This window comes from Desulfovibrio psychrotolerans (assembly GCF_013340305.1).
GTDB lineage: Bacteria > Desulfobacterota > Desulfovibrionia > Desulfovibrionales > Desulfovibrionaceae > Halodesulfovibrio > Halodesulfovibrio psychrotolerans.
In genome coordinates this window covers 281,654-305,231 of record NZ_BLVP01000002.1, presented here as the reverse complement: position 1 = coordinate 305,231, position 23,578 = coordinate 281,654, and the positions used below count along the sequence as shown (strand labels likewise).

Genomic DNA, 23,578 nt, shown 5'->3' with positions numbered 1-23,578 from the left:
TCCGGCTCAAAAACTTCCGGACATTGTTCAAGGCAAAAGGCGCAATTACGGCTGCGGTCTGTCCGCCACCTCGCGCACATATCCCCCGGAACGCACCGTGTCCAGATACGTGGCGCACACCACGCGCAGCAACGAGGCAAAGTTGCCTATCTGGCCGTGCAGGGCAACCGCTTCGTCATGCAGTGCCTCCAGAAACTTGGGCAAAGAGGTGTCTTCCGACTCGGCAAGCTCCTCCAGCACAGCCCAGAATCGCCGCTCAAGCCGCACGCTGGTCACGCCGCCATGCAGACGCACAGAGCGGGTTACCTGTTCGTATTCCGCAGGTTCGGTGGAAGCGTAAATCCGGCACATTATGGCACCTCTCTTTTCGCCGTTCCATACAGCGCACCGGCAAACACCATAGACCGCCGCGTTCTCCCCGGCGGACTCCGGCACCCTCACACCCGCGCCCTTCAACCGGGCACCCTGCGAGATCGTGCTACCGCAGCCTATCCCAGCAGGTCGGCAATCTTGCGCAGCCACTGCGGGTGCGCGGGCCATGCGGGGGCGGTCACTATGTTGCCGTCCGTAACAGCCTCATCCATCGGCAGGTTCACATACTCGGCCCCTGCCAGACGCACTTCCGGAGAGCAGGCAGGATAGGCGGAAATCCGCCGCCCGTCCAGCGACACCGCCGCCGCCAGCAGCTGCGCACCGTGGCACACAGCGCCGATGACCTTACGGGAGTCGTAGAAGTGGCGCACCATGGCAAGCACCTTGTCGTTCAGGCGCAGATACTCAGGCGCACGCCCTCCGGGAATGATCAGTCCATCATACTTTTCCGGTACCACCTCGTCAAAGGTGGCGTTCAGGGTAAAATTGTGCCCCGGCTTTTCCGAATAGGTCTGGTGTCCTTCAAAGTCATGGATGGCGGTCGCCACCGATTCTCCGGCCTTCTTGCCGGGGCACACCGCGTCCACCGCATATCCCATGGCCTGCAAGGCCTGAAAGGGCACCATGATTTCATAGTCTTCCACAAAATCGCCGCAAATGAGCAACAGTTTCTTTGCCATCGAGAAATCCTCCTTGGTTTGGTACACCCTATACCATTTTCCCGCGCAAGGGTAACATCTCTCTACTACGCCATTCACTGCCGCCTCCGCTGACCGCACAAAAAAAAAGAGGGCAGCCGCATGGCCGCCCTCCCCTGTTCTTCATTGAACCGGAAGCTGCTAAAGATTGGCCACGAAATCCTGATTATGGATTTCCACCTTGCCCTTCTTCACCAGTTCGTTGACAAAAGCGCGGAACAGTTCCTGCTTTCTGGCGTTCAGCATGGAGGCAATCACGCGTTCTTCCGCGCTCTTCCATTCTTCTTCAGTGGGTGCCGCCACGTCCTTCACGCGGAAGAACACGGCACCTGCGGTGCTCATGAAGGGGCCGGACCACGTGTCTGCGGTACCGGAGAACACGGCCTCCATAAGCTCGGGAGCCTGTCCCAGACCGGGCACCACCCCGTTGCGGTTAATCAACGGCGAGGTCTGCACGGTATCCGCCAGTGCCTTGGGAAGATTGCCCGCCTTCACATCGTTGGCAATGGCTCTGGCTTCCTCTCCCGCCATGCGGGTGGCGGCTTCCTGCAGCAGGCGTCCTTCAATGGCGGGCTTCACCTGCTCAAAGTGCACAAAACTCTCAGGCTTGCTGGTGTTCACACGGGCAAGAATATACCCGCCTTCCACTTCAAGGGGCGATTCCACAAGGCTGTCAGCCGGAGTGCTGAAAACGATCGCAGCGGACTCTTCCTTCAGTCCGGCCACGTCCTGCGCGCGGGACCGGGGGAATTCCGGCGTGGAACGCAGTTCCAGCTTGTGCTCGTCAGCCGCTGCGGCAAGCGCCTTGCCTGCAAGCAGTTCTTCGAACACGGTATCCATGGTGTCCGCAACCTTGTCTGCCGCTCTGTCTTCGGCTATGCGCCTGCGGATATCATCGCCCACTTCATCAAGGGTCTTCACCTTGCGGGGCGTCACGGCTTCAGCCTTTATGATATGGAAGCCGAACTGCGTGCGCACCACATCGGAAACCTGCCCGGCCTTCAGGGCAAAGGCGGCGTCTTCAAACGGCTTGACCATGGCTCCCCGGCCAAAGGTGCCCAGATCGCCACCCTGCGGAGCGGAAGGACACTCGGAAACAGCCTTGGCCACTGCCCCGAAGTCCTCACCCTTGGCAATACGGGCTTTCACGGCCTCAATCTTTGCCTTGGCTTCGGCAACCTTCTCTTCGGGAGCGTTTTCATCGGCAAGCACCAGAATGTGCCGTGCCTGCATGGATTCTTCCTGCACAAAAGCGCTTTCGCTGTTGGCTTCGTAATAGGCAGCCACGTCTGCGTCAGACACCTCGTCGGGGCGCGCAAGACTGCGCGGGGTAATGAGAATATAGTCAAGGCTCACGCGCGCGGGCTGGCTGAACTGCTGTTTGTTGTTCTCATAAAACTGCTGCACGCTTTCCGGGTCAACGGTGGCCTTTTCCACAAAAGAGGCGGCTGCAAGCACAGCGTACTCTATAGACCGGCGCTCACCCGCAAAGGCAAAGGCGGCGCGCGCTTCTTCGGCAGTCACGGCTGCGGGCAGGGTCACATAGTCCTGCATCTTTTCCAGCAGCAGGTCCTGACGGTAGCTTTCCTCAAACTGCCCGGGGGTCATACCCTGCGCAGCCAGCACCTTTTTGTACACATCGCCGTCAAACACTTCCTGCTCATTGCGGAACACGGCAATGGAAGCAATGGTCTTCTTCAGTTCGTGGGGGGTCACCGTCACGCCCATGCGCTCGGCTTCCTGAAGAATCAGCTTCTTGGTCACAAGCTGCTGCAGCACCTGCTGCCCGAACCCGATCTGCCGCAGATCTTCGGCCTTCAGGCCGGGAATCTGCTGCTTCATCATGGCGAACTGCTGCTCGTATGCCTGCTTGAATTCAGGCACCAGAATGGGCTTCTCGTTCACGGTGGCGAGCACGCTCGCGTTCTTTGAGGGGCTCATGGACCCCACGCCCCAGAATACGAACACTATAATAATAAGGGCAAAGGCAATCTTTACGCCCCACGACTGGGCATTCTGCCGAATAGAGTCCAACATGCTCCGTTTCCTTTCGTTCTGACGTGTGGCGCCGTAATGCTACGCAACGCCGGTTTTTGACAGACGGACATAATTAAGCAGTCCGCCTGCCCGAATAATGTCCAATTCCTTCTGCGTCAAATCATTCCTCACGGCCACGCTGCCGCCGCCCGCAACGGCAACCCGCACTATGCCGCCTGCCGTAATCCCGGCCACAGGCACGGTCAGCCGCTGCCCGAGGGCAAGCACATCATAGTCCGCCTTGTCTTCCAGCATAAGCGGCAAAATGCCGAAGTTCACCAGATTGGCGCGGTGAATGCGCGCAAGCGACTTGGCAATGACGGCGCGAACTCCCAGATGCCTCGGTGCAAGGGCCGCGTGCTCGCGTGAAGAGCCCTGACCGTAATTCTCGCCCGCCACGATAACGCCGTTGTCACAGGCTTTGGCCCGGGCCACAAACTCTTCATCCACCCGGTTGAACACGTAGGCGCTTATGGCGGGCACGTTGGACCGCAGCGCGGTAATCTCCGCCCCTGCGGGCATAATGTGGTCGGTGGTGATATCGTCGCCCGCCTTGAGCAGCACGTCCGCTTCCAGCACATCGCCAAACCCTTCAAACTTCTCCAGCGCCACGATATTCGGTCCGCGCTGCACCTCCACGCCGTCGCCGTCCGCCGGCGGATACAGGAACATGTCCCGTATGCTGGGCACATCGGCGGGCAGATCGGGCACGGCGGGAGCGGTTCCCCACGTGGCAGGGTCGGTAAACGCACCGCGGATAGCCACCATGGCGGCGGTCAGGGGGCTTACCAGATACACCTTGGCATCCTTGGTACCGGAACGGCCCTCAAAATTCCTGTTAAAGGTGCGCACGGAAACGCCGCCGGAAACGGGAGATCCCCCCATGCCTATGCACGGACCGCACGAACATTCCAGCAAACGCGCACCCGCGTCCAGCAGCGGCTCAACCAGCCCTTCGCGTGCCAGCATCTTGAGCACCTGCTTGGAACCAGGGCTGATAAGGGTGTCCGTTTCCGGGCTGACCTTGGCGGCGGCAAAAAGTTGCGCCACAGACTTCATGTCCGCATAGGAAGAGTTGGTGCACGAACCTATGGCCACCTGCTGCACGGCAAGCCCTGCAAGCTCCCGCACGGGCATCACGCGGTCCGGCATGTGCGGCTGCGCCGCAAGGGGTTCCAGTGCGGAAAGGTCAATGACCACTTCTTCGTCATAGGTGGCGTCCGCATCGGCAACAAGCTCCTTCCAGTCTCCCTCGCGGCCCATGGCGGCAAGGAACTGGCGGGTCTGCCCGTCACTGGGAAAAACCGATGTGGTGGCGCCAAGCTCCGCCCCCATGTTGGTAATCACGGCGCGCTCAGGCACAGAGAGCGTGGCAACGCCGGGACCGGCGTACTCAAACACCCTGCCCACGCCGCCCTTCACAGAAAGCAGACCCAGCAGATGCAGGATAACATCCTTGGCAGAAGCCCACCCGGTCAGCGCGCCTTCCAGCCTCACCCGCACCACCTTGGGCATGGCGATGAAATACGGCTCGCCCGCCATGGCAAGCGCCACGGAAAGCCCGCCCGCGCCCATGGCAAGCGAACCTATGCCGCCCGCCGTGGGGGTATGGCTGTCCGAACCCACAAGGGTCGCCCCCGGCTTGGCAAAATTTTCAAGGTGAAGCTGATGACAGATGCCCGTGCCGGGAGGCGAAAACACCACCCCGTATTTCCTGGCCACGGTACGCAGAAAACGGTGGTCGTCCGGGTTGCGGAAGCCCATCTGCAAGGTGTTGTGGTCCACATAGCTCACGGAAAGATCAGTACGCACGCGGTCCACGCCTATGGCCTCAAACTGGAGATAGGCCATGGTTCCCGTGGCGTCCTGCGTCAGGGTCTGGTCTATACGCAGGCCTATTTCCCCGCCGGGAACCATCTCCCCGGAAACGAGATGCGCTGCGATTATCTTCTGCGTAACGTTCATGGTCATGCTGCTTTTCCTGCTTGATTCTGTTTCGCGGACGGTGCGCCCATGCGGCTGCCTTGCGAAAAGGCACTGCCGTAAAACGCGTTCAGCACGGGGAAGATTGCGGCGGCTGCAACGCTCCGCCACCCATCTGCCGACGGCCGATTCCACACCCGTCCTCCGGTCTGCCGGAGGCGTCACCGCCAGCTTGCTTGCTACAAAAAACCAGACTCCCGCGCATCTCTCATGCGCCCGGAGCCTGTCCTGCCTGCGTCAGGCATCTCTCCGCCGCCCTCATGCCGCCTTGCCTGCGGTCTTCGCCACGCCGCACAGGGCGCATCCCTTATCGGGTCCGATAAGGTCCGGTACCACCCGGCAAGACTCATCGTGCTGCGTCCGCGCCTGCGCCCCCCGTTCCATCCGCCGCACAAAGGCTTGGTCCTACGGGATATCCAGCCCCGCGCCCCTGTACTCATTCAGCTTGTTCCGCAACGTACGTACGGAAATACCCAAAATTTCAGCAGCCTGCGTCCTGTTGCCGGAGGTAAGCTCCAACCCCTTCAGGATCATAATGCGCTCCATCTCGTGCAGGGGAATTACAGCCTGCCCGAACACGGCATCTCCCGCGCCTGCGGCAGCATCTGACCCAAGCCCCCCCGACACACCCGACACTCCCGGCATACCGCCAGCAGCACCCGAAGCCGCAGCAGAGGCATATCCGCCCTCTGCCCCGTCTGCGCTCTCACCCGCGCCGTCGTCCTCTGCAAACAGGGGCCAGCTGTCAGGGTCGAGCAGAAAATGCTCCTTGCGGACAGGCCCGCGACCGGCCAGCAGCGAGGCGCGCTCCATCAGGTTCTGCAATTCACGCACGTTGCCCGGCCAGTCATATTCCGTCAGCCAGTCCAGTGCTTCCTGCGAAAATTCCAACCTGCCCAGCCCGTACTCCCGCACATACATATCCACAAAGAACCGGGCCAGTTCTATCGCATCCTCCCCCCGCTCCCGCAGGGCGGGCAGGCGCAGGGGAATAACGTTCAGCCGGAAGAACAGGTCCTGCCGGAACTTGCCCTCGCGGACCCAGTCCTCCAAATTCCTGTTGGTGGTAGCCAGCACGCGCACGTCCACCTTCACGGTCTCCGTGCCGCCCACCCGGTCCACCTCGCCCTCCTGCAGCACGCGCAGCAGTTTGGCCTGCAACCCTAAATCCATCTCGGAAATTTCGTCCAGCAGCAACGTGCCGCCGCTGGCAAGCTCAAACTTGCCCAGCTTGCGGGCTATGGCCCCCGTAAACGCGCCCTTCTCATGGCCAAAAAGTTCGCTTTCCAGCAGATGCTCAGGCAGCGCGGCGCAGTTCACCGCCACAAACGGGCCTTGCGCCCTGTCGCTGCAGGCGTGCAGATAGCGGGAGAACATTTCCTTGCCGGTGCCCGATTCGCCGGAAATGAGCACCGTTGCGCGAGAAGGTGCCACCTGCCTCGCAAGGGCCAGCACCCGGCGCATAACAGGATTGCTGCCGATAATATTCAGCCCGCCGCCACCCTGCTCGGCAGGCAGCGGCCTGCGCCCGCCAAGGGTGGTTGCCTGCGGCACCGGTGCGGCCTTGCGCGCGGAAGGCACAGCGGCAACAACCTTCTCGTAGAGCAGCGGTTCCAGCCAGTAGTCATGTGCGCCAAGGCCGAGAAACCGCTCCGCCTCATCCACAGACCCTTTGTCACTGAATACGATGACGGGCGGAAACGCCGGATCATCCTGGCTTACGGCCAGCAGATCCTCCACCTTGTATCCGGGAAGCTGCGGACGGGAGAAGATAACCCCCGGCCCGGACTTGCGGATGAAGGCGGAAGCGCCCTTAAGGTTTTCCGCCAGCCCCACCTCGTACCCCGCCTCCTTGAGCCGGGGAAAGATGTGCGTCACGGAAGCCGCCGGGGCGAGAAAAAGTATACGTCTCAGTGACATGCCTTACCTGATAACCTCATGCGGAAAGAATCGCAAGAATCAGCCATGCACCATGGCACAAAATGCTGCAATTGGCAAAACATGGTATTGACCTCCTCCGGGCGCTCCCGTAGCCTTTCAGCCTGATTGCCGCACCGGCCCGGAACCGTTCAGCCTACACAGGACTCCCCCCATGCTCCACAAAGACCTTACAGACCTCCTCCGGCTGGTTGCCGCAGGCGATCTTTCGCCGGAACAGGCAACCATGCGGCTGAAAACCGCCCCCAGCGAAGCGGTGCTGAACGGCGTGCACGTAGACCACCACCGCGCCCTGCGCACCGGGCTGGGAGAGGCGGTGCTGGCAACAGGCAAGAGCGATGAGCGCCTGCTCGCCGCCGTGCGCTGCCTGCATTCCGGCAGCACGGACAAGAACCACGCTCCCGCGCCCGTTCTGGTCACACGCGTGTCCGAAACGCAGGGCGAACTGCTTTTGCGGCAAGTTCCCCACGGGCACTACCACAAGGAAGCCCGCCTTTTCTCCGTGGGCAGGGAACTGCGCCTTACCCCGCCCTACAAGGCGCAGGGCGATGTTCTGGTGGTCACCGGCGGCGCGGCAGACATGCCCGTGGCGCTGGAAGCACTGGGCACCGCGCAATTCTACGGGCTTGACGCGGGCCTTATCCCTGACGTAGGCGTGGCGGGTCTTCACCGTCTGGCCCCCCATCTGGAAGCCCTGCACACAGCGCGGCTGCACATCGTGGTGGCAGGTATGGAAGGTGCGCTGCCCAGCGTGGTGGCGGGCCTGTGCGGAAGCCCCGTGGTGGGCGTTCCCACCTCCGTGGGCTACGGCGCAGGCGCGGGCGGCATCGCCCCCCTGCTGGCCATGCTCAATTCCTGCGCGGCGGGCCTGTGTGTGGTGAACATAGACAACGGCTACGGAGCGGCAGTGTTCGCCGCCAAACTCCTGAACACCCTAGGCCAAGAGTAGCCCATGCGCCTCGCCTTCTTCAACGCTACCCGCAGCTGGGGCGGCGTAAAGACATGGACCCTCGAATTCGCCTCCGCCCTGAGCGGGCTGGGACACTCCGTCACAGTGTTCGGCAGGCCGGGACCGTTCATCGAGCGCGCCCTGTCGCTGGGGCTGGACGCCCGCCCCACGGAATTCGGGCCGGACTACAATCCCGTTGCCATTGCCCGGTTTGCGCATCTTTTCAGAACGGAAGGCACACAGGCCGTGCTGGTCAACGTGGGCCGCGACCTGCGCACAGCAGGCATTGCCGCCCGTCTGTGCGGCATCCCGCTCATCCAGCGCATCGGCCTGCCCGGCGACATGAAAAACGTCTGGAAGGTACGCGCCCTGCACCACCTGCTGCGCCCGCACTACCTCTGCCCCTGCCGTTTCAACCGCGACGGACTCCTGCAGAACCTGCCCTTCATCAACCCTGCGGACACCACGGTCATCCACTCGGCAAAAATTCCTGCCGATACCCCGCCCGCCCGCATGGGATCGCCGCTGCGCATCGCCACCACCAGCCAGCTGAAGCCCGACAAGGGCCATGCGGGACTCATGCTCGCACTTGCGCGGCTCAAGGCGGCGGGCCACGCCTTCCACTGGGATGTGGCAGGCACGGGCCAGTCGCAGGAAGCCCTGCACGCGCAGGCCCGTTCACTGGGCCTGTCGGACTGCATAACATGGCACGGCTGGACGCAGGACGTGCGCTCCATCCTGCGCCCTGCAGACATCTTCGCCCTGCCCTCCCTGAGCGAAGGGCTCCCCAACACCCTGCTGGAGGCCATGGCGGAAGGTCTGGTGCCGGTGGCCCGCAACGTGGGCGGCATAGCCGAGGTATGGCCCGCCGTCCTGCCGGAATTTCTCGTTGCAGACACTGCCGCAACAAGCGATGAAGCGGCCGATGCCTTCTTCCCCGTGCTGGAACGCATCCTCACCGCCCCGGCGGAGACGGTTCTGCAATGGAAGCGGCTTACGTGGGAACAATGCGTGCATCACTTCTCGCTGGACGTGCAGGCCCGCAAGCTGGAACTTTTTTTCTCAGACCTCGTGCCGGGCGGCACACCGCCCCGGAATAACGGATAGCCACCACATGCACATCATCTTCTGCACCTCCTCAAGCACCAAAAGCGGCGGCTCACGTCAGGCACTGTATCTGGCGCAGGAATTCATCCGGCGCGGGCACACGCTCACCTTTTTCACTCCCGCCGACTCCACCCTGCGCTCGCTGGATGCGTCCATAACATGGGCCGACCTGCCAGAACGCCCCCGCCATTGGCGCGCAGCCATCGAGGCGGCGTTTCCCTCTGCCGCAGGCAAACCCGTTCCCGCCGTGTTCCATGCGTTCCACAACAAGGCGGTCAAAAAGGCAGCATGGTGGGGTCTTTTGTGGCGTTCGCGCGGCGTGGTCTGTGTCGCCCACCGGGGCGTGGTCTACAAACCGGGCAATCCTCTTCCCTACTGGTCGCCGGGCATCGGCGCCTTCGCCGTCAATTCGCAGGCCTGCGCCCGCGTGCTGTCCCGGTGCGGCGTGGGCAGTGCCCGGCTGCATGTGGTGTATAACGGCATCCCGGATGCACGCACGGTTCCGCACACTCCTGCAACGGAAATGCGAAAACAGCTGCATATCCCGGATTCACGCTTCATATTCGGCACGGTGGCGGGCAACAATCCGGTCAAAGGCGCAGATATCCTCCTGCGGGCTTTCGCGGCAGCCCGCCTGCCCAATACCTCACTGGTCATGGTGGGCGTCTCTCCCGCGCAGTGGGGCGACCTTGCCGCAGAGCTTGGAGTGGAAAACGACGTGCGCATGATTGAGCACACGGAACATGTGGCGGACTACCTGAACATCATGGATGCCTTCGTGCTGCCATCGCGCTCCGAGTCCATGCCCAATACGCTGCTGGAGGCCATCCGCATGGGCCTGCCTTCGGTCGCTGCAGATGTAGGCGGCGTGGGCGAACTGCTAGCCGACTGCGGCATTCTGGTTCCGCCGGATTCCCCGGAAGCCATGGCGCAGGCCATGGCAGAAATGCGCGGCAGCGCAACGGCGCGGGAGCACTGGGCCGCCAACAGCAAAGCCCGCGCACCACTGTTCTCCATCTCCAACCGGGCAGAAAGCATGGAATCCATCTACCGCAACCTGTTCGCAGCCCGAAAGCTGCTCCCGGAATAACCGCACAAGCTGCGGCAGACAAAACGGAAATACGCCCCCTCACCCGTTCCGCACGGCACATACAGCGGAGATTCGCGCATGGCAGACAACCGGCCCCACAAAACACCAGACCTCCATACCACCGCCGGCAGCAGCGTTCCTCAGGAAGCGCAGGGCGCACATGGCGGCGAGGTGTACCGGCTGGCCCGCCGCCTCGGCGTTTCCCCGGACGCCATTCTCGATTTTTCCAGCAACGCCAATTCCCTGTGCGACGATCTCACACGCGCCATTCTGGAAGCCATTCCCTACTCCTACCGGCACTACCCGGACACCTGGTGTTCCGCCTTGCGGGACCGGCTCGCAAAGCATGAACAGGTTTCCCCGGCGTCCGTCCTGGTAGGCAACGGCTCCTCCGAGAATATCTTTCTGACCGTGCAGCAGCTTCGCCCGCGCACCGCCGTGCTGCTGGCTCCCATCTTTTCGGAATACGTGCGGGCGTGCGAGGCGTTCGGCGTGGAATACACCCTCATCCCCTGCCGGGAAGAACACGGTTTTGCCTGCACCCCCCGCGAACTTGCCCTGCTGGCGGAGCATCCGGCGGATATGGCAATCATCTGCTCGCCCAACAATCCCGCCTGCGTCACTTATGAAAATATGGCGGATATTCTGGGAGCCGTACGCGCCCGGACCGTGGTTGTAGACAACACCTACGCCGAATTTCTCTGGGGACTGCCCGAATACGCAGCCAACCGCCATGCCGCCTACAGCCCCTTGCTGCCCCCACACACAGAGCTTGTCACGGTGCAGAGCTTCACCAAGTTCTTCTACTGCACAGGGGTACGGCTGGGGTATTCCGTAAGCTCGGAATCACTCACACGGCGGCTGGAAGAAGGCAAAACACCGTGGACAGTGTCCGCCTTTGCGGAACAGGCAGGGCTGGCGTTCATGGATGAACAAAAGACTCTGCCCGCTTACCGGGCGCGTCTGAAGGACATGCGCCGCGAACGTGCAGCCTTTGCAGCCGCCCTTACGGCAACGGGCATGTTCATGGAAGACAGGATTTTTCAGGGAGTCAACTTCATCACGGCACGGCTTCGGCACCCCGGTCAGACGGCGGAAGTCTATGCCGGGCTGCTGGAACACGCCATTCTGGTGCGGGTGTGCGACAACATTCCCGGCATGCCTCCCGGCTTCCTGCGTATGCAGGTACGCGAGCAGGCGGCGTGGCAGCAGCTCACGTCCGTGCTGGCATCCCTGCGTCAGGCATGAGCAGGGCACGGCAGACCTGATCAAGCTCTCCTTCCAGCGATGCCAGAACTCCGCCAAGCGCCTGCGGCTCCATGCCCAGCTTATCCCAGACGGCATGGTCCAGCGGCAGCACGCGGGCATCCGCCACCGCCCCAAGCCCCAGCGACTTCACCACCGTATCCGCCACATGCACTATGGCAGGCTCATCATGCTCCGTGCAGCGCGAAGGCGCATGGTGGTGCAGTACCGCAGCCACCAGATTGGGGGGAAAATTCCATTTCTCAAATATCCTGCCCCCCAGCCGGGCATGGTCAAATCCCATAACATACCGCTCCGCTTCAGGAAAAGTGCACCGCCGCGTCTCCACCACGTCCAGCACCTGCTGCGCCATGCCGGGATGGGTGCAGCACAGCGCCAGCCACCCCATGTCGTGCAGCAATCCCGCAACGAAGTATTTTTCAGGGTTTTCACTTCCCGCAATACGGGCAATGCTCCGGGCGGTCATGCCCGTGGCTATGGAGTGCTTCCAGAACACATCCAGATTGATGCATTCCGGCGGCCGCTCCCTGAACAGCCCGAGCATGAGCGTCCCCAGCGCAAGGGTGGAAATCTGCCGCGTTCCCAGCACCGCCACCGCCCGCGACACCGTGTCAATGGAGGAACGGAAGCTGAACAGGGCGCTGTTCACCAGCCGCAGAATGGAACTGGTCATCTTGGGGTCCAGACTGATCACCCTGCCCAGTTCATCCACGGTGACATCGTCGCGCTCGATAAGACTCTGCAGTTCGTGAAATACCTGCGGCATGGCAGGCAGCTTCACGCTTGCGGCAATGACTTCAAAGGATTCCTCTCCGGCGGGAATCGCCGGGGGCGACACCAGCTTGGGCAACACCTCTCTGGACCGCAGCGGATTCACCGCTTCCGGTGCGCATGCGTCACACCCGCACACCGGCAGCAGCCGGAGCCGTGCCTCATCATACAGCCAAGCCAGCAACGGATGTTCTGTGCCTGCATGCCTGAACCGTTCCGTCAGTATCCTTTCCGCCTGTTCCGTCTCCGCCTTGCCGTAGGCAAATACGCACTCTTCCATTACAGCGCCCTCGTTCCCCCCAAGTCTTCCATGCACCATAGGGCAGAGCATATCAGAACGCAACCCGCTCCTGATCTTCCGCTTTCGCCTCCCCACTGCGTTCCTGTCGTCCGCCTGCCGTGTATCCCAAACGGACAAGCCCCCTGAGAGGGGAATCTCAGGGGGCTTGTCAAAATGAAGCGACTGAATCAAAGTCCGCGAAGCGAGGGACCACACGGACATAAGACCGTTTGTTGTCTTATTCCGTTTGCACACGGTGTGCCAAAAGCAACACCGTGCGCTAACCCGCGCCCCGTGCCCGTTCCGGCGCTTCCCGTCCGGCTGGACACGCTACGAAATTTCGTATACTACGAATAATCGTAACGAAAATTCGTAACACAACCGTACGGAGCACCCATGTCCGATACCACCTCACCGGCAGATTCGCCCACGGCATCCCCGGCAGTATCACCAGTCGCCGCTCCCCGCCCTCACCCTGCAAGGCAGCAGCTCGGGCAGCCGGACCCGCAACTGGTTCCCACCCTGCACAGCATAGACGTCAGCCCCTTTCTGGACCTCATGCTGGGCATCGCCCGCGAAAGAACCATAGACGGCATTCTGCGCCTGACCAAACGCACCTACAGGGGCAAGCACGTAATTTTCGGCGGTCTGTGGATTGTTGCCTCACAACGCATTACCGGCACGTCGGAGCACAGCAAGCCCGGCGCAGACCGCAAACTCCGCCTCATGGCCTATTCCGGCATGGGCAAACCGCGTCCGTCGCTCTGGCGTCATCCGGACGGCACGTATGACCTCGTTCCCTTCACCGACCCTATCCTCGGCCCCAGCACGGCGGGCGAACCCACATTTGCCGCCTCGGCCGATGAATGGGAACGCCCCTACTGGGCAGTGGAGCACGGCTACCACGCCTATTCCGCCTTTCCCATCATGCACAAGGACGAGCTTTTAGGTGTTATGGCCGTATTCTACGACAGGCCCATGACCGGCGAGCAGGCAGACATGCTGCTCATGCACCGCAAGATGCACAAGATTTATGCAGACTCACTGGCCGCCGCCCTTGCCAACGCCGCCGCGTTTGAAGAAATTCATGCCCTGCGCCGCGAGCTGGAACTGGAAAACGAACACCTCAGACGCGCCGTGCGCACAGCCCATGCAGACGACCACATCGTGGGAAATTCCGCTGCCCTGAACAAGGTTATGGAGCAGATAGAAGTGGTGGCCCCCACAGACGCCACCGTGCTCATTCTCGGCGAATCGGGCACGGGCAAGGAGCTTCTGGCAGAAGCCATCCACACCCGTTCCCACCGCCGCACAGGGCCGCTGGTCCGCGTAAACTGCTCCGCCATTCCGCACGAACTGTTCGAAAGCGAATTCTTCGGCCATGTCAAAGGCTCCTTCACCGGTGCCGTGCGTGACCGGGCCGGGCGCTTTCTCATGGCAGACGGCGGTACCCTCTTCATGGACGAGGTGGGCGAAATTCCTCTGGAATTGCAGGGCAAGCTGCTGCGCGTGCTGCAGGAGGGCACCTTCGAACCCATAGGCGATGACCGGGCACGCAAGGTGGACGTGCGCATCATCGCCGCCACAAACCGCGACCTCGCCGCAGACGTGGACGCAGGGCTTTTCCGGCAGGACCTTTATTTCCGCCTGTCCGTCTTTCCCATCCGCAACCCGCCCCTGCGTGAACGGCTTGATGACATACCGGTTCTCGCCCACCACTTCATAGCCAACGCGGCCCGGCGGCTGAATGTTCCGGAACCCAAACTGCACTACCGCCACATCCAGCAGTTGCAGACGTACGACTGGCCCGGCAACGTGCGCGAACTGCAAAACGTCATCGAACGCGCCCTCATCATGTCGCACAGCGGCAGGCTGGACTTCTCCCAGCCGGAGACAGGCAGCCCCATATCCCCCGGGCTTCCCGCAGCACCTGCCGCAACTGCCCCTTCCGGAACGCTTCCGGCGGCAGATACCGCCATATTCACCGATGCCCAGATGGATGAGCTGCAGCGCGAAAACACCCTGCGTGCCCTCACAGCCAGTAACTGGCGGGTTCAGGGGGCTGGCGGCGCAGCAGAATTGCTCGGCATTCCGCCCACCACCCTGCAATCGCGCATACGCAAGTTCGGCCTCAAGAAACCGCGCTGACGCCCCTCGTCCCATGCAAAAAGGCCGCCGCTCCTTCCCGGAACGGCGGCCCTTAATCTAACGCTCTATCTTTCTGTTACAGGGAACCTATCTGGTACACCGCCACAGCCACCACCATCGCGAAGGCTGTGTTGAACACGGTGGAGAAGATAGCCCACCCCCACGAACCGGCCTCCTGCTTGATGGCGACCACCGTGACAAAGCACGGGGCGTACAGCAGCACGAAGAGCAGCAGGGAAACAGCGTTGGCATGCGTCCAGTGCGGGTCATTGGCTATACGCTCGGCAAGCGGCTGCGCTTCTTCCGCATCCACTTCACCCAGCGAATAGGCAGTACCCAGCGTGGAAACAATCACTTCCTTGGCGGCAAAGCCACCCACCAGAGCAATGTTTGTCCGCCACTCAAAACCGGCCCACTTTGTGACAGGTTCCAGGGCAATACCCACCCGTCCGGCAACGGAATTCCGCAGCCCGGCCTCGCTCATAGCGTTTTCAATCTCCGTCAGTTCTTCTTCCAACGCTTCCATATCCACTTCAGAAACAGCGGCTTCGTTTTCCGCAACCAGCACCCCTGCTTCCTCAGCCTGTTCTTCACCGGAGACCTCAGCGCCAGCTTCAGTGGCAGCGGCAGCTTCATCGGCAGCAGGCACGTCAGTTCCCCCGGCAGCCTCTATCAGCGCGGCAATCTCTGCCTGACGGGCTTCAAACGGAGCCATCTGCTCATCGGAAAGCTGCGGGAAGGTCATGGCAAGCCACAACAGGATGGATATGGCCAGAATAACAGTACCGGCTTTCTTGATGTACTGCCATGTGCGCTCCCACGTGTGGATAAGCAGACCCCGGAAGGTAGGAACACGATAGGGTGGAAGCTCCATAACAAACGGAGTGGGTTCGCCCTTTATGATAGTGGAGCGCAGCAATTTGGAGACCAGCAGCGCAGAAGCCCATCCCGCCAGCGTAAGCAGGAACATGACCAGCGCCTGATTCTCAGCGAAAAACACGCCCACAATAAGCAGAAACACGGGCAGTTTCGCGCCGCACGCCATGAAGGGAGCCGTGAGCAGCGTTGCCAGCTTTTCCTTGGGGCTGCGCAGAGTGCGCGCGGCCATAACACCGGGAACAGCGCAGCCGCCTGCAATGCCGCCGGATACGATAAACGGCATAACCGAGCAGCCGTGCAGGCCGAAGAAGCGGAACACCCTGTCCAGCATGTAGGCCACGCGTGCCATGTACCCGCTGTCTTCAAGGAAGGCTATCTGCAGGAACATGAACATGATCAGGGGCACAAAGCCCATAACGCCGCCCACGCCGTCAATAATGCCGGAAACAACAAGCGACTTCAGCAGGCCGTCGGGCATGGCCTCAGAAACGGTTTCGTTCAGCCAGCCGAAGAAGGATTCCAGCCACCCCATGGGCACTTCGCCAATGGTGAAAGTAATTTGATAGATAAGGAACAGCAGCCCCAGCATAATCATGGGGCCGAGCATCCTGTGGGTGAGCACCTGATCCATCTTGTCTGAAGTGGCAAGGCGGTTTTCCAGATCGTTCAGGCGGGAAACCACGCCCTGACGCAGCAGGGAAGAAATATATCCGTAGCGGTAGTCCGCAATAACGGCTTCAGGGTAGGTTTTGAGCGTGGCTTCCAGGTGCTCCGACACTTCACGGGCGCGTGTCTCAAGCTCGGTGGCCACGGCACCGAAAGGCTTCCCAATGCGCAGCATTTCTTCGTCATTCTCAAGATACTTCAAAGCCACCCAGCGGGCGGGGTAGCGGTCGGTAAGAAACTGCTCCTTGCTGATCAGGGCCACCATCTCATCCAGAACCGGATCAAGATCAGAACCGTAGGATATGATCAGCGGCTCCCAAGGCTTCCCTGCTTTTTCACGCGCGTGCTCCACTGCCGTGCGCATGAGGTTGTCCATACCCTCGCCCACGCGTGCCACAGTTTCCACCACCGGAATTCCGAGCAGGCTCTGCAGCTTCTGCACGTCAATGCGCATGCCCTGCTTCTTCGCCTCGTCCATCATGTTCAGGGCAAGGGTCAGCGGCGCGCCCATTTCCATAAGCTGCACAGCCAGATACAGGTTACGCTCCAGCGCGCCTGCGTTGAGCACGTCCACAACCATGTCGGGCCGCTCGTCCGCTATCACGTTGCGGGCCACCACTTCTTCCATGGTGTACGCACTCAGCGAATACGTACCCGGCAGGTCAATCACGTGCACCGTCTGCCCGTCAACAACGGCAGTGCCCTCTTTCTTGTCCACGGTTATACCGGGATAGTTGCCCACATGCTGGCGGGCCCCGGTTATGGCGTTAAATGCAGTTGTCTTGCCGGAGTTGGGGTTACCGGCAAGGGCAATGGTAATCTTTTTGGACATGGTTTCCTTCCCTCAGGTTACTTGGGCGTGCCCCGTTCTACAGAACTTCCACCGTGATGTAGTCGGCCTCGTTATTGCGCAGTGAAAGCGTGAACCCGGTCAGCCGCAAAGCCACGGGGTCTTGCAGGGGCGCACGCCCGGTCACTTCCACCTCCGCGCCGGGAATGAGTCCCATGTCACGAATCCTGCGCCCGAGTTCACCGTGTGCCATAACGGTCTGTATCCGGGCCTTCTGCCCGACCTGCAGCTTCCGCAAGGGAATGACTGTAGACATAGCGTTTCCTCATATGCGATCAAGCCTGCCGCGTGGCAGACCAATCCCTTTGGGTAAATTTGAAAATGATGTTGATAGTCGATCTCAACAGGTGGTGCCAAAAAAAATGCACGCCGTGCATCACGTTTTCGGAGCAAGACACCCCTGCCCTTAAGACCGCCCCCTTCTAATGGCAGCCGCCCTTGCCGCCGCAACCGCATGAGGCAGAAGACGTTTCACGCGCCTTGCCGGAATCTCCGTCAAAACGCTTCAGCCCGCCGTCCTTCGACTGACCGCCTTTCAATTGACCACCAGATCCGCAGCAGCCGGAACCACCGCAGCCGCAGCCGCCGGAACCGTCACGCCTCACAAACCGGCGCACCAAATATATGGCGGCCACAGCAACAATAAGGATAACCGCAAGTGTATCCCACATAACAGCCTCCCTGCTCTCTCCGGGAACGGAAAAAGCCGGTTACAACCCCACCGCATCGGCTGACGCACAGCCGGAGCGGGGCTCGTTTTCAAGAGGTTCGCAGGTTACCAGCCCCGCCATCTCGCGTCCGAGAGCAAGGCACGATTCACGAACCCGCACACTGCACGGAGCACACACTTCCACCACGGTACCGGGCGTAAGCCCCATGGCGCAGAGGCGTCCCCGGGACTTGCGGCATCCGCAAAACCCCTTAATGGTCGCTCTGCACCCTGCGGGGAGTTTATCCAACGTGCAACAAGCCATAAAAATCCCTCCGAAAACGTCCCTATGGACTATTCCAGTTGAAATTGAATGTCAAGTTCCTCTGCCGCCAAAATGAAACTAATTCTCATTCTGCCCGGCGGATTGACCTGCATCACATTTCAATAGCATTCTCGGCAAAATTTTTACGGCCCGCTTTCTGACTGTAAAAAAGTCAAACCGCGGGCCGCCCAAAAAAGATATCGGCAATATGCAGGTATCGTTCAGTCCCAACCCCCTGCCAGCGCGTATAACGCCCTACTCCATCAGCTGATCATTTGATCATCTCACGGCAACGCCGCAGAATGCCTTCTTGCCAAAGACCTATAGCTGCCGCCTGTCCACCACCCTACGAATCTTCCCTTCCGTGCGTTCCAGCGTTTTGCGCCCCACAAACACCACGTCCATCGAAACGCCCAGTTCCGAGGCAAGCTGCCGCTTAATCTGCTCCTGTGCCTCGCGCGCCACGCGCATGCGGTCAAACAGCAGGTTCTCAGAAACCTCCAGAAACACTGTGGCCGTATCCAGCCTGCCCTCGCGCTCCAGAACTATCTGATAATGCGGTTCCGCCCCCTCCATGCCGAAGAGGATAGACTCCACCTGCAGCGGAAACACGTTTACCCCCCGTATGATAAGCATGTCGTCCGTGCGCCCTATCACGCGGGCAATGCGGCGGAAGCTGCGCCCGCAGGAGCATGGCTCCGCTATCATGCGGGTCAGATCCCCAGTGCGGAAGCGCACCATGGGAAAGGCTTCCTTGGTCAGCGTGGTTATGACCAGTTCCCCTACCTCGCCGTCCGGCACGGGAACCCCCGTCTCAGGATGCACGATCTCAAAGAGGAAATGATCCTCATTCACATGCAGCCCCTGCCGGACAAGGCATTCGCCCGCCACCCCCGGTCCCATGACCTCGGAGATGCCGTAATTATCCGTAGCCGTAATCTTCAGGCGTTCCTGAATCTCTTCGCGCATGGCTTCAGACCACGCCTCCGCGCCGAACAATCCCCGCTTCAGGTGCAGGGCGTTGGGGTTCACGCCCATCTCTTCCATGGTGTCCGCCAGGTGCAGGGCATAGCTCGGCGTGCAGCACAGGGCCGTGGTCCGGTAGTCCTGCATAATCATGATCTGCCTGCGTGCGTTGCCGCCGGAACTGGGAATGACAGAAGCCCCCAGCCGCTCCGCCCCCGCGTGCAACCCGAACCCGCCCGTGAACATGCCGTAGTGAAAGGCTATCTGCACCACATCGTCCCGGCAAAGCCCGCCCATGACCAGAATCCGCGCCACCATGGCCGCCCAGCTGTTCAGATCATTCCCGGTATACCCCACAACAATGGGCTTGCCCGTGGTACCCGATGACGAATGCAGCCGGACCACGTCGCGCAGCGGAACGGCGAACAGCCCGTAGGGATAATTGTCGCGGATGTCCTGCTTGCTGGTGAACGGCAGACGCTGCAGATCCTCCAGCGATCGAAAATCGTCCGGGTCCACGCCGTGCTCCGCAAACCGCCTGCGGTACAGGGGCACACTGCGCGCCACCCGGCTCAGGGTGGCCTGCAACCGTTCAAGCTGGAGCTGTTCCAGAGCCTCACGCGGCATGCATTCTTTATCCTGTTCAAAAAACATATTCGTCACCTCGGTCATTCCGCCCTTGCAGGCTGGGTTTCCCGGTCAAGATCACGGCCCAGATAGGCGCGCTGCACATCCCTGTTGGCCAGCAGTTCACCCGCCTGTCCCTGCAAAATAATGCGCCCCGTCTCCAGCACATAGCCCCGGTCGGCTATGCGCAGGGCCGCGCGCGCGTTCTGCTCCACCAGCAGCACGGTCAGGCCCAACGCGTCCCGCAGTTCCACAACGTGCCGGAATATCTCCTTCGTCACCGTGGGTGCCAGTCCCATGCCGGGTTCATCCAGCAGCAGCATGCGGGGCTTTGCCATAAGCGCGCGGGCTATGGCCAGCATCTGCTGCTCCCCGCCGGAAAGCGTACCCGCCGCCTGCGCCCGCCGCTCGTGCAGACGCGGAAACATGGTATACATCCGGTCCAGTTCGTCCCGCACGTCCAGCCGCCTCCCGAACCGCCTCCGCGAAAAGGAGCCGAGCAGCAGATTGTCCTCCACGGTCATGGGGCCAAACACCAGCCTTCCTTCCGGCACATGGGATATCCCGGCCCGCACAATGGCGTCCGGCTGCATGCGCGTCAGGTCGCCGCCGTCAAATTCCATCACGCCGCCCGCAGGCCGCATCAGGCCGGAAACAGCCGTAAGCAGGGTGGTTTTTCCCGCGCCGTTGGCCCCGATAAGGGCAACAATCTCCCCGGCCCCCACATGCAGCGAAACCCGCCGCACCGCCTGAATACGCCCGTAGGCAAGGTCCACGTTCCGCAGCCGCAGCATGTCAGTTTCCTCCCGTGCCGGTCTGCGCGTTCAGGGACGCATGGTCCCGCCCGCTCCCGGCATTCCCGACATTCCCGGCGGCCACGGCGTCACCGCCGCCACATGCACCTCCGGCACCCCCGTCGTCCTCGTCATCCCCCAGATACGCGGCAATAACGGCAGGGTTGCGCTGAATCTCCAGCGGCGTGCCCGTGGCCAGCACCTCACCGAAACAGAGCACCACAATATGGTCGCTGATATCCATAACCAGCTCCATGTCGTGTTCCACCAGCGCCACGGTTATGCCCAGCTCATCCCGCACACGACGGATAAGCGCACCAAGCTGCTGCGTCTCGCGCATGTTCAGCCCGGCCGCCGGTTCATCCAGCAGAAGCAGCACGGGCTCCGCCGCCACCACCCGGGCAATCTCCAGCAACCGCTGGCTGCCATAGGCCATCTCGCCTGCGGGCATATGGGCCATGTCCGCCAGCCCCACAAACTCAAGCGCGCGCAGGGCGGCAGCTTCGGCCTCGCGTTCCTCACGGCGGTATCGCGGTGTCTTGAAAAAGGCGTCCGCAACACTGTAGCCGCCCTTGCGGTGCCTGCCCGCCATAACGTTTTCCAGCACGCTCATGTTGGTAAAAATTTCCAGATTCTGAAACGTGCGCATAATCCCGCGCATGGCCCTGCGGAAGGGGGGCAGCAAGCCCATATCCTCCCACTCTTCCCCGTTCCGGGAAGGGGTGTCCCCCTTGCCCTGCCCGGCGGATACAGCCTTCCCGCCACGCAGAAGAATGACCCCTCCCTCGCTGGACACCATGCCGGTTATCACGTTCAGCAGCGTGGTCTTTCCCGCACCGTTGGGACCGATAATGGCGGTAATGCGCCCCTGTTCCAGCCCGCAGGAAACGCCGGCAAGGGCCTTCACGCCTCCAAAGCTCACGGAAATGTCAGAGCAGCGCAGCAGCGTATCAGCCATTGGAACCTCCCCGCACCGCACCCGCGTCAGGGGGTTGGCCCGTCGGCAATGCGCCGGTGGAACCGTTTTCCTGTCCGCTTTCAGGTCCGCTTTGCGGTCCGGCTTCCGGGGCACCTGCCGGGGCGCGCAGCCCTCCGCATAGCCGCCGCGCCCTGCGGCACAGCATTTCCGCACCGCCTGCCAGCCCCTTGGGCATAAACATCATGCTCAGCACCAGAATGCTGCCATAGATAAGCGGTTCAATGGTTTCAAACACCCGCAGAAACTCAGGCAGCACGGTGAGAAAAATCGCACCCGCCACCGCTCCCCACACAGATGCCATGCCTCCGAGCACCACCATCACGATGAGCTGCACGGAAAAATGAAACCCGAAGGAAGAAGGCGCCACAAACCCCAGATAGTGAGCATACAAAAAGCCCGCCACCCCCGCATACAGTGCGGAGAACACAAACACCGCCAGCTTGTAGCGGGCAATATCCACACCCATGCACATGGCGGCCTTCTCGCTGGTGTGTATGGCCTTGAGCGCCCTGCCGAACCGGGAACGGATAAGATTCAGCGACAGCAACAGGATGCAGCACAGCACGGCGGAAACCAGATAGAAATAAGCGTTGTCAGACCAGAATTCATACCCGAACAGGGCAAGACGCGGGATGCCCACCATGCCGGAAGGCCCTCCCGTAAGCTCAATGGACTCGTTCAGAAAAATAAAGACGATGATCCCGAAACCCAGCGTGCCCATGGCCAGATAATGCCCGGTGAGCTTGAGCGTGGGAATGCCCACCAGCAGCGCCACCAGCCCCGTCAGCCCCACGGCGATGAAAAACCCCGCCTCCATGGGCAGGCCGTAGGTAGCCGTGGCAATGCCCGTGGCATAGGCAGCTATGCCGTAAAAGGCGGCGTGCCCCAGCGATATCTGACCGGCGAATCCCAGCAGCAGATTCAGCCCCACCACGATAATGGCGTTAATGCAGGCAAGGGTGAGCGTGCTCACGTAGTAGGGGTTGGGCAGCACATACGGCATGGCCAGCAGGCAGACGAAAAAGACCGAAACAGACACCAGCGAGCGGTAGCTCGCAGGCACGGAAAAGGAGGACGGGGCACAGGTCATACGCGCTTCACCTCAGCCTTGCCGAACAGGCCCGAAGGACGCACGAACAGCAGTAACAGCAGGATGATGAAAGCAAAGGCGTCCTTATACGCAGAGGATATGACCCCCGCCCCGAAGGATTCCAGAACGCCCAGCAAAAGTCCGCCCGCCGCCGCACCGAAGGGATTGCCCAGCCCGCCGAGAATACAGGCCGCAAACCCCTTCAGCCCCAGCAGAATCCCCACGTCAAAGGCGGTCATGGTCATGGGGGCAAGAATCACACCGCCCACGGCCCCCACAAACGCGGAAATCATGAACGAAAGCAGCACCATCTGCTCCACACTAATGCCCACCAGCCACGCCGCCTTGCGCTGATGCGCACACGCCAGCATGGCCTTGCCGAAGATGGACCTGCTGAAAAACGCCCGCAGCGCAACCAGCACCAGTGCGGTTATGCCCAGAATCCACAGGCTCTGCGGCATAAGCGTAGCGCCGCCCACGGTTATGGGTTCAGTGCCGGAAAAATGCGGCAGGGTATGGGTGTCCCTGTCCCACAGCAGCATCACAAGGCTGCGGATGAGAATGGATACGCCTATGGTGATGATGATAAGATTTATATGCGGCGCAGTACGCACCGGGCGTATGGCCAGCCGCTCCACCACCGCGCCTGTCAGCGTGGCTCCCAGCACCGCAAGCACCACAGAAACGGGCAGCGGCAGCCCCAGCAGTGCCTGAAACGCCACCGCCAGCATGCCGCCCAGCATCACAAACTCGCCCTGCGCAAAGTTAATCACGCCGGTGGTGTTGAAGATAATGGTAAAGCCCAGCCCCGTCAGGCCGTAGGTGGCTCCCACGGTAAGGCCGGAGAACAGGTATTGCAGAAAACTGGAAAGATCCATGATGGCAACCGGGGTCATAGGGGGGAAGAATTCCGTATAGCCTGCCGCGCGGCCATTCCGCCAGCGGCCCTGTCGGAAGCCCAATCTCTCTTCAATATCACCACTTTGTCAACTTCGTATGGACAAATCATACCTTTTTCCGGCCGTTAAGGACGCCCGTTTTGAAAACTCCCCCGCAGGGCTGTTGTCCGCAACCTGTTCCGCAAGGCCTTGCACATTCCGCCCGCTACAGGCAC

At 61.3% G+C, this 23,578-nt stretch carries 20 protein-coding genes; 5 read left to right on the top strand and 15 right to left on the bottom strand.

The genetic code is table 11. The annotated features are described in order from the left end of the window. Window positions 1-45: 45 nt before the first annotated feature. The 5 genes from HUV26_RS04195 to HUV26_RS04175 form a co-directional block, all read right to left on the bottom strand. On the bottom strand, window positions 46-351 hold the full coding sequence (locus HUV26_RS04195) for a ribbon-helix-helix domain-containing protein (protein ID WP_174408847.1): 306 nt from the start codon (window positions 349-351) through the stop codon (window positions 46-48). Between the two features lie 137 nt (window positions 352-488). After that, a complete protein-coding gene (locus HUV26_RS04190) occupies window positions 489-1,052 on the bottom strand; it encodes a DJ-1/PfpI family protein (protein WP_174408846.1) in 564 nt (187 codons plus the stop codon). 159 nt (window positions 1,053-1,211) lie between these two features. Further along, the gene (locus HUV26_RS04185; RefSeq protein ID WP_174408845.1) at window positions 1,212-3,107 is read right to left on the bottom strand and encodes a peptidylprolyl isomerase; all 1,896 of its coding nucleotides are present in this window, start codon (window positions 3,105-3,107) and stop codon (window positions 1,212-1,214) included. Window positions 3,108-3,146: 39 nt separating this feature from the next. Next, complete coding sequence (locus tag HUV26_RS04180; RefSeq protein WP_174408844.1) at window positions 3,147-5,078, bottom strand: aconitate hydratase; 1,932 nt, start codon at window positions 5,076-5,078, stop codon at window positions 3,147-3,149. A gap of 417 nt (window positions 5,079-5,495) precedes the next feature. Then, on the bottom strand, window positions 5,496-7,010 hold the full coding sequence (locus HUV26_RS04175; RefSeq protein ID WP_174408843.1) for a sigma-54-dependent transcriptional regulator: 1,515 nt from the start codon (window positions 7,008-7,010) through the stop codon (window positions 5,496-5,498). Between the two features lie 172 nt (window positions 7,011-7,182). On the opposite strand from HUV26_RS04175, the gene larB reads away from it, so the two are divergent. From larB to HUV26_RS04155, 4 genes are all read left to right on the top strand, one after another. Continuing rightward, a complete protein-coding gene (gene larB / locus HUV26_RS04170; protein WP_174408842.1) occupies window positions 7,183-7,977 on the top strand; it encodes a nickel pincer cofactor biosynthesis protein LarB in 795 nt (264 codons plus the stop codon). A 3-nt stretch (window positions 7,978-7,980) separates the two neighbouring features. After that, window positions 7,981-9,084 (top strand): glycosyltransferase, encoded by a 1,104-nt coding sequence (locus tag HUV26_RS04165; RefSeq protein WP_174408841.1) that lies wholly within the window; start codon window positions 7,981-7,983, stop codon window positions 9,082-9,084. Between the two features lie 7 nt (window positions 9,085-9,091). Next, window positions 9,092-10,174, top strand: coding sequence for a glycosyltransferase family 4 protein (locus HUV26_RS04160; RefSeq protein ID WP_174408840.1), 1,083 nt, complete (start codon window positions 9,092-9,094; stop codon window positions 10,172-10,174). Between the two features lie 78 nt (window positions 10,175-10,252). Further along, window positions 10,253-11,422, top strand: coding sequence for an aminotransferase class I/II-fold pyridoxal phosphate-dependent enzyme (locus HUV26_RS04155; protein ID WP_174408839.1), 1,170 nt, complete (start codon window positions 10,253-10,255; stop codon window positions 11,420-11,422). On the opposite strand, the gene HUV26_RS04150 is transcribed toward HUV26_RS04155, so the two are convergent. After that, complete coding sequence (locus HUV26_RS04150) at window positions 11,388-12,491, bottom strand: HDOD domain-containing protein (RefSeq protein WP_174408838.1); 1,104 nt, start codon at window positions 12,489-12,491, stop codon at window positions 11,388-11,390. The genes HUV26_RS04155 and HUV26_RS04150 overlap by 35 nt on opposite strands. 396 nt (window positions 12,492-12,887) lie before the next feature. On the opposite strand from HUV26_RS04150, the gene HUV26_RS04145 reads away from it, so the two are divergent. Further along, complete coding sequence (locus HUV26_RS04145; protein WP_174408837.1) at window positions 12,888-14,639, top strand: sigma-54 interaction domain-containing protein; 1,752 nt, start codon at window positions 12,888-12,890, stop codon at window positions 14,637-14,639. Between the two features lie 76 nt (window positions 14,640-14,715). Here HUV26_RS04145 and feoB read toward each other — a convergent pair whose 3' ends face one another. The 9 genes from feoB to HUV26_RS04100 form a co-directional block, all read right to left on the bottom strand. Beyond that, window positions 14,716-17,016 carry a ferrous iron transport protein B gene (feoB, locus tag HUV26_RS04140; protein ID WP_174408836.1) on the bottom strand — a complete coding sequence of 767 codons (2,301 nt, stop codon included), beginning with the start codon at window positions 17,014-17,016 and terminating at the stop codon, window positions 14,716-14,718. Window positions 17,017-17,053: 37 nt separating this feature from the next. Then, window positions 17,054-17,290 (bottom strand): FeoA family protein, encoded by a 237-nt coding sequence (locus tag HUV26_RS04135; RefSeq protein ID WP_174408835.1) that lies wholly within the window; start codon window positions 17,288-17,290, stop codon window positions 17,054-17,056. 166 nt (window positions 17,291-17,456) lie between these two features. Continuing rightward, window positions 17,457-17,705, bottom strand: a complete 249-nt coding sequence (locus HUV26_RS04130; RefSeq protein WP_174408834.1) for a FeoB-associated Cys-rich membrane protein — start codon at window positions 17,703-17,705, stop codon at window positions 17,457-17,459. 39 nt (window positions 17,706-17,744) lie between these two features. Further along, on the bottom strand, window positions 17,745-18,008 hold the full coding sequence (locus tag HUV26_RS04125) for a FeoA family protein (protein WP_174408833.1): 264 nt from the start codon (window positions 18,006-18,008) through the stop codon (window positions 17,745-17,747). 321 nt (window positions 18,009-18,329) lie between these two features. Beyond that, window positions 18,330-19,628: a phenylacetate--CoA ligase family protein gene (locus tag HUV26_RS04120; RefSeq protein ID WP_174408832.1), complete on the bottom strand. Its 1,299-nt coding sequence runs from the start codon at window positions 19,626-19,628 to the stop codon at window positions 18,330-18,332. 14 nt (window positions 19,629-19,642) lie between these two features. Next, window positions 19,643-20,395: an ABC transporter ATP-binding protein gene (locus tag HUV26_RS04115; protein ID WP_174408831.1), complete on the bottom strand. Its 753-nt coding sequence runs from the start codon at window positions 20,393-20,395 to the stop codon at window positions 19,643-19,645. A gap of 1 nt (window position 20,396) precedes the next feature. Beyond that, window positions 20,397-21,353, bottom strand: coding sequence for an ABC transporter ATP-binding protein (locus tag HUV26_RS04110; RefSeq protein ID WP_174408830.1), 957 nt, complete (start codon window positions 21,351-21,353; stop codon window positions 20,397-20,399). Further along, window positions 21,346-22,464: a branched-chain amino acid ABC transporter permease gene (locus HUV26_RS04105; protein WP_174408829.1), complete on the bottom strand. Its 1,119-nt coding sequence runs from the start codon at window positions 22,462-22,464 to the stop codon at window positions 21,346-21,348. The genes HUV26_RS04110 and HUV26_RS04105 overlap by 8 nt, the downstream gene beginning before the upstream one ends. Continuing rightward, entirely contained in the window at window positions 22,461-23,360 is a 900-nt protein-coding gene (locus tag HUV26_RS04100) for a branched-chain amino acid ABC transporter permease (RefSeq protein WP_243451252.1), read from the bottom strand. Before HUV26_RS04100 ends, HUV26_RS04105 begins: the two co-directional genes overlap by 4 nt. Window positions 23,361-23,578 lie beyond the last annotated feature (218 nt).

Coding starts and splice junctions, on each gene's coding strand:
- HUV26_RS04195 (WP_174408847.1), bottom strand. CDS start 351: ATGTGCCGGATTTACGCTTCCACCGAACCTGCGGAATACGAACAGGTA.
- HUV26_RS04190 (WP_174408846.1), bottom strand. CDS start 1,052: ATGGCAAAGAAACTGTTGCTCATTTGCGGCGATTTTGTGGAAGACTAT.
- HUV26_RS04185 (WP_174408845.1), bottom strand. CDS start 3,107: ATGTTGGACTCTATTCGGCAGAATGCCCAGTCGTGGGGCGTAAAGATT.
- HUV26_RS04180 (WP_174408844.1), bottom strand. CDS start 5,078: ATGACCATGAACGTTACGCAGAAGATAATCGCAGCGCATCTCGTTTCC.
- HUV26_RS04175 (WP_174408843.1), bottom strand. CDS start 7,010: ATGTCACTGAGACGTATACTTTTTCTCGCCCCGGCGGCTTCCGTGACG.
- larB (WP_174408842.1), top strand. CDS start 7,183: ATGCTCCACAAAGACCTTACAGACCTCCTCCGGCTGGTTGCCGCAGGC.
- HUV26_RS04165 (WP_174408841.1), top strand. CDS start 7,981: ATGCGCCTCGCCTTCTTCAACGCTACCCGCAGCTGGGGCGGCGTAAAG.
- HUV26_RS04160 (WP_174408840.1), top strand. CDS start 9,092: ATGCACATCATCTTCTGCACCTCCTCAAGCACCAAAAGCGGCGGCTCA.
- HUV26_RS04155 (WP_174408839.1), top strand. CDS start 10,253: ATGGCAGACAACCGGCCCCACAAAACACCAGACCTCCATACCACCGCC.
- HUV26_RS04150 (WP_174408838.1), bottom strand. CDS start 12,491: ATGGAAGAGTGCGTATTTGCCTACGGCAAGGCGGAGACGGAACAGGCG.
- HUV26_RS04145 (WP_174408837.1), top strand. CDS start 12,888: ATGTCCGATACCACCTCACCGGCAGATTCGCCCACGGCATCCCCGGCA.
- feoB (WP_174408836.1), bottom strand. CDS start 17,016: ATGTCCAAAAAGATTACCATTGCCCTTGCCGGTAACCCCAACTCCGGC.
- HUV26_RS04135 (WP_174408835.1), bottom strand. CDS start 17,290: ATGTCTACAGTCATTCCCTTGCGGAAGCTGCAGGTCGGGCAGAAGGCC.
- HUV26_RS04130 (WP_174408834.1), bottom strand. CDS start 17,705: ATGTGGGATACACTTGCGGTTATCCTTATTGTTGCTGTGGCCGCCATA.
- HUV26_RS04125 (WP_174408833.1), bottom strand. CDS start 18,008: ATGGCTTGTTGCACGTTGGATAAACTCCCCGCAGGGTGCAGAGCGACC.
- HUV26_RS04120 (WP_174408832.1), bottom strand. CDS start 19,628: ATGTTTTTTGAACAGGATAAAGAATGCATGCCGCGTGAGGCTCTGGAA.
- HUV26_RS04115 (WP_174408831.1), bottom strand. CDS start 20,395: ATGCTGCGGCTGCGGAACGTGGACCTTGCCTACGGGCGTATTCAGGCG.
- HUV26_RS04110 (WP_174408830.1), bottom strand. CDS start 21,353: ATGGCTGATACGCTGCTGCGCTGCTCTGACATTTCCGTGAGCTTTGGA.
- HUV26_RS04105 (WP_174408829.1), bottom strand. CDS start 22,464: ATGACCTGTGCCCCGTCCTCCTTTTCCGTGCCTGCGAGCTACCGCTCG.
- HUV26_RS04100 (WP_243451252.1), bottom strand. CDS start 23,360: ATGACCCCGGTTGCCATCATGGATCTTTCCAGTTTTCTGCAATACCTG.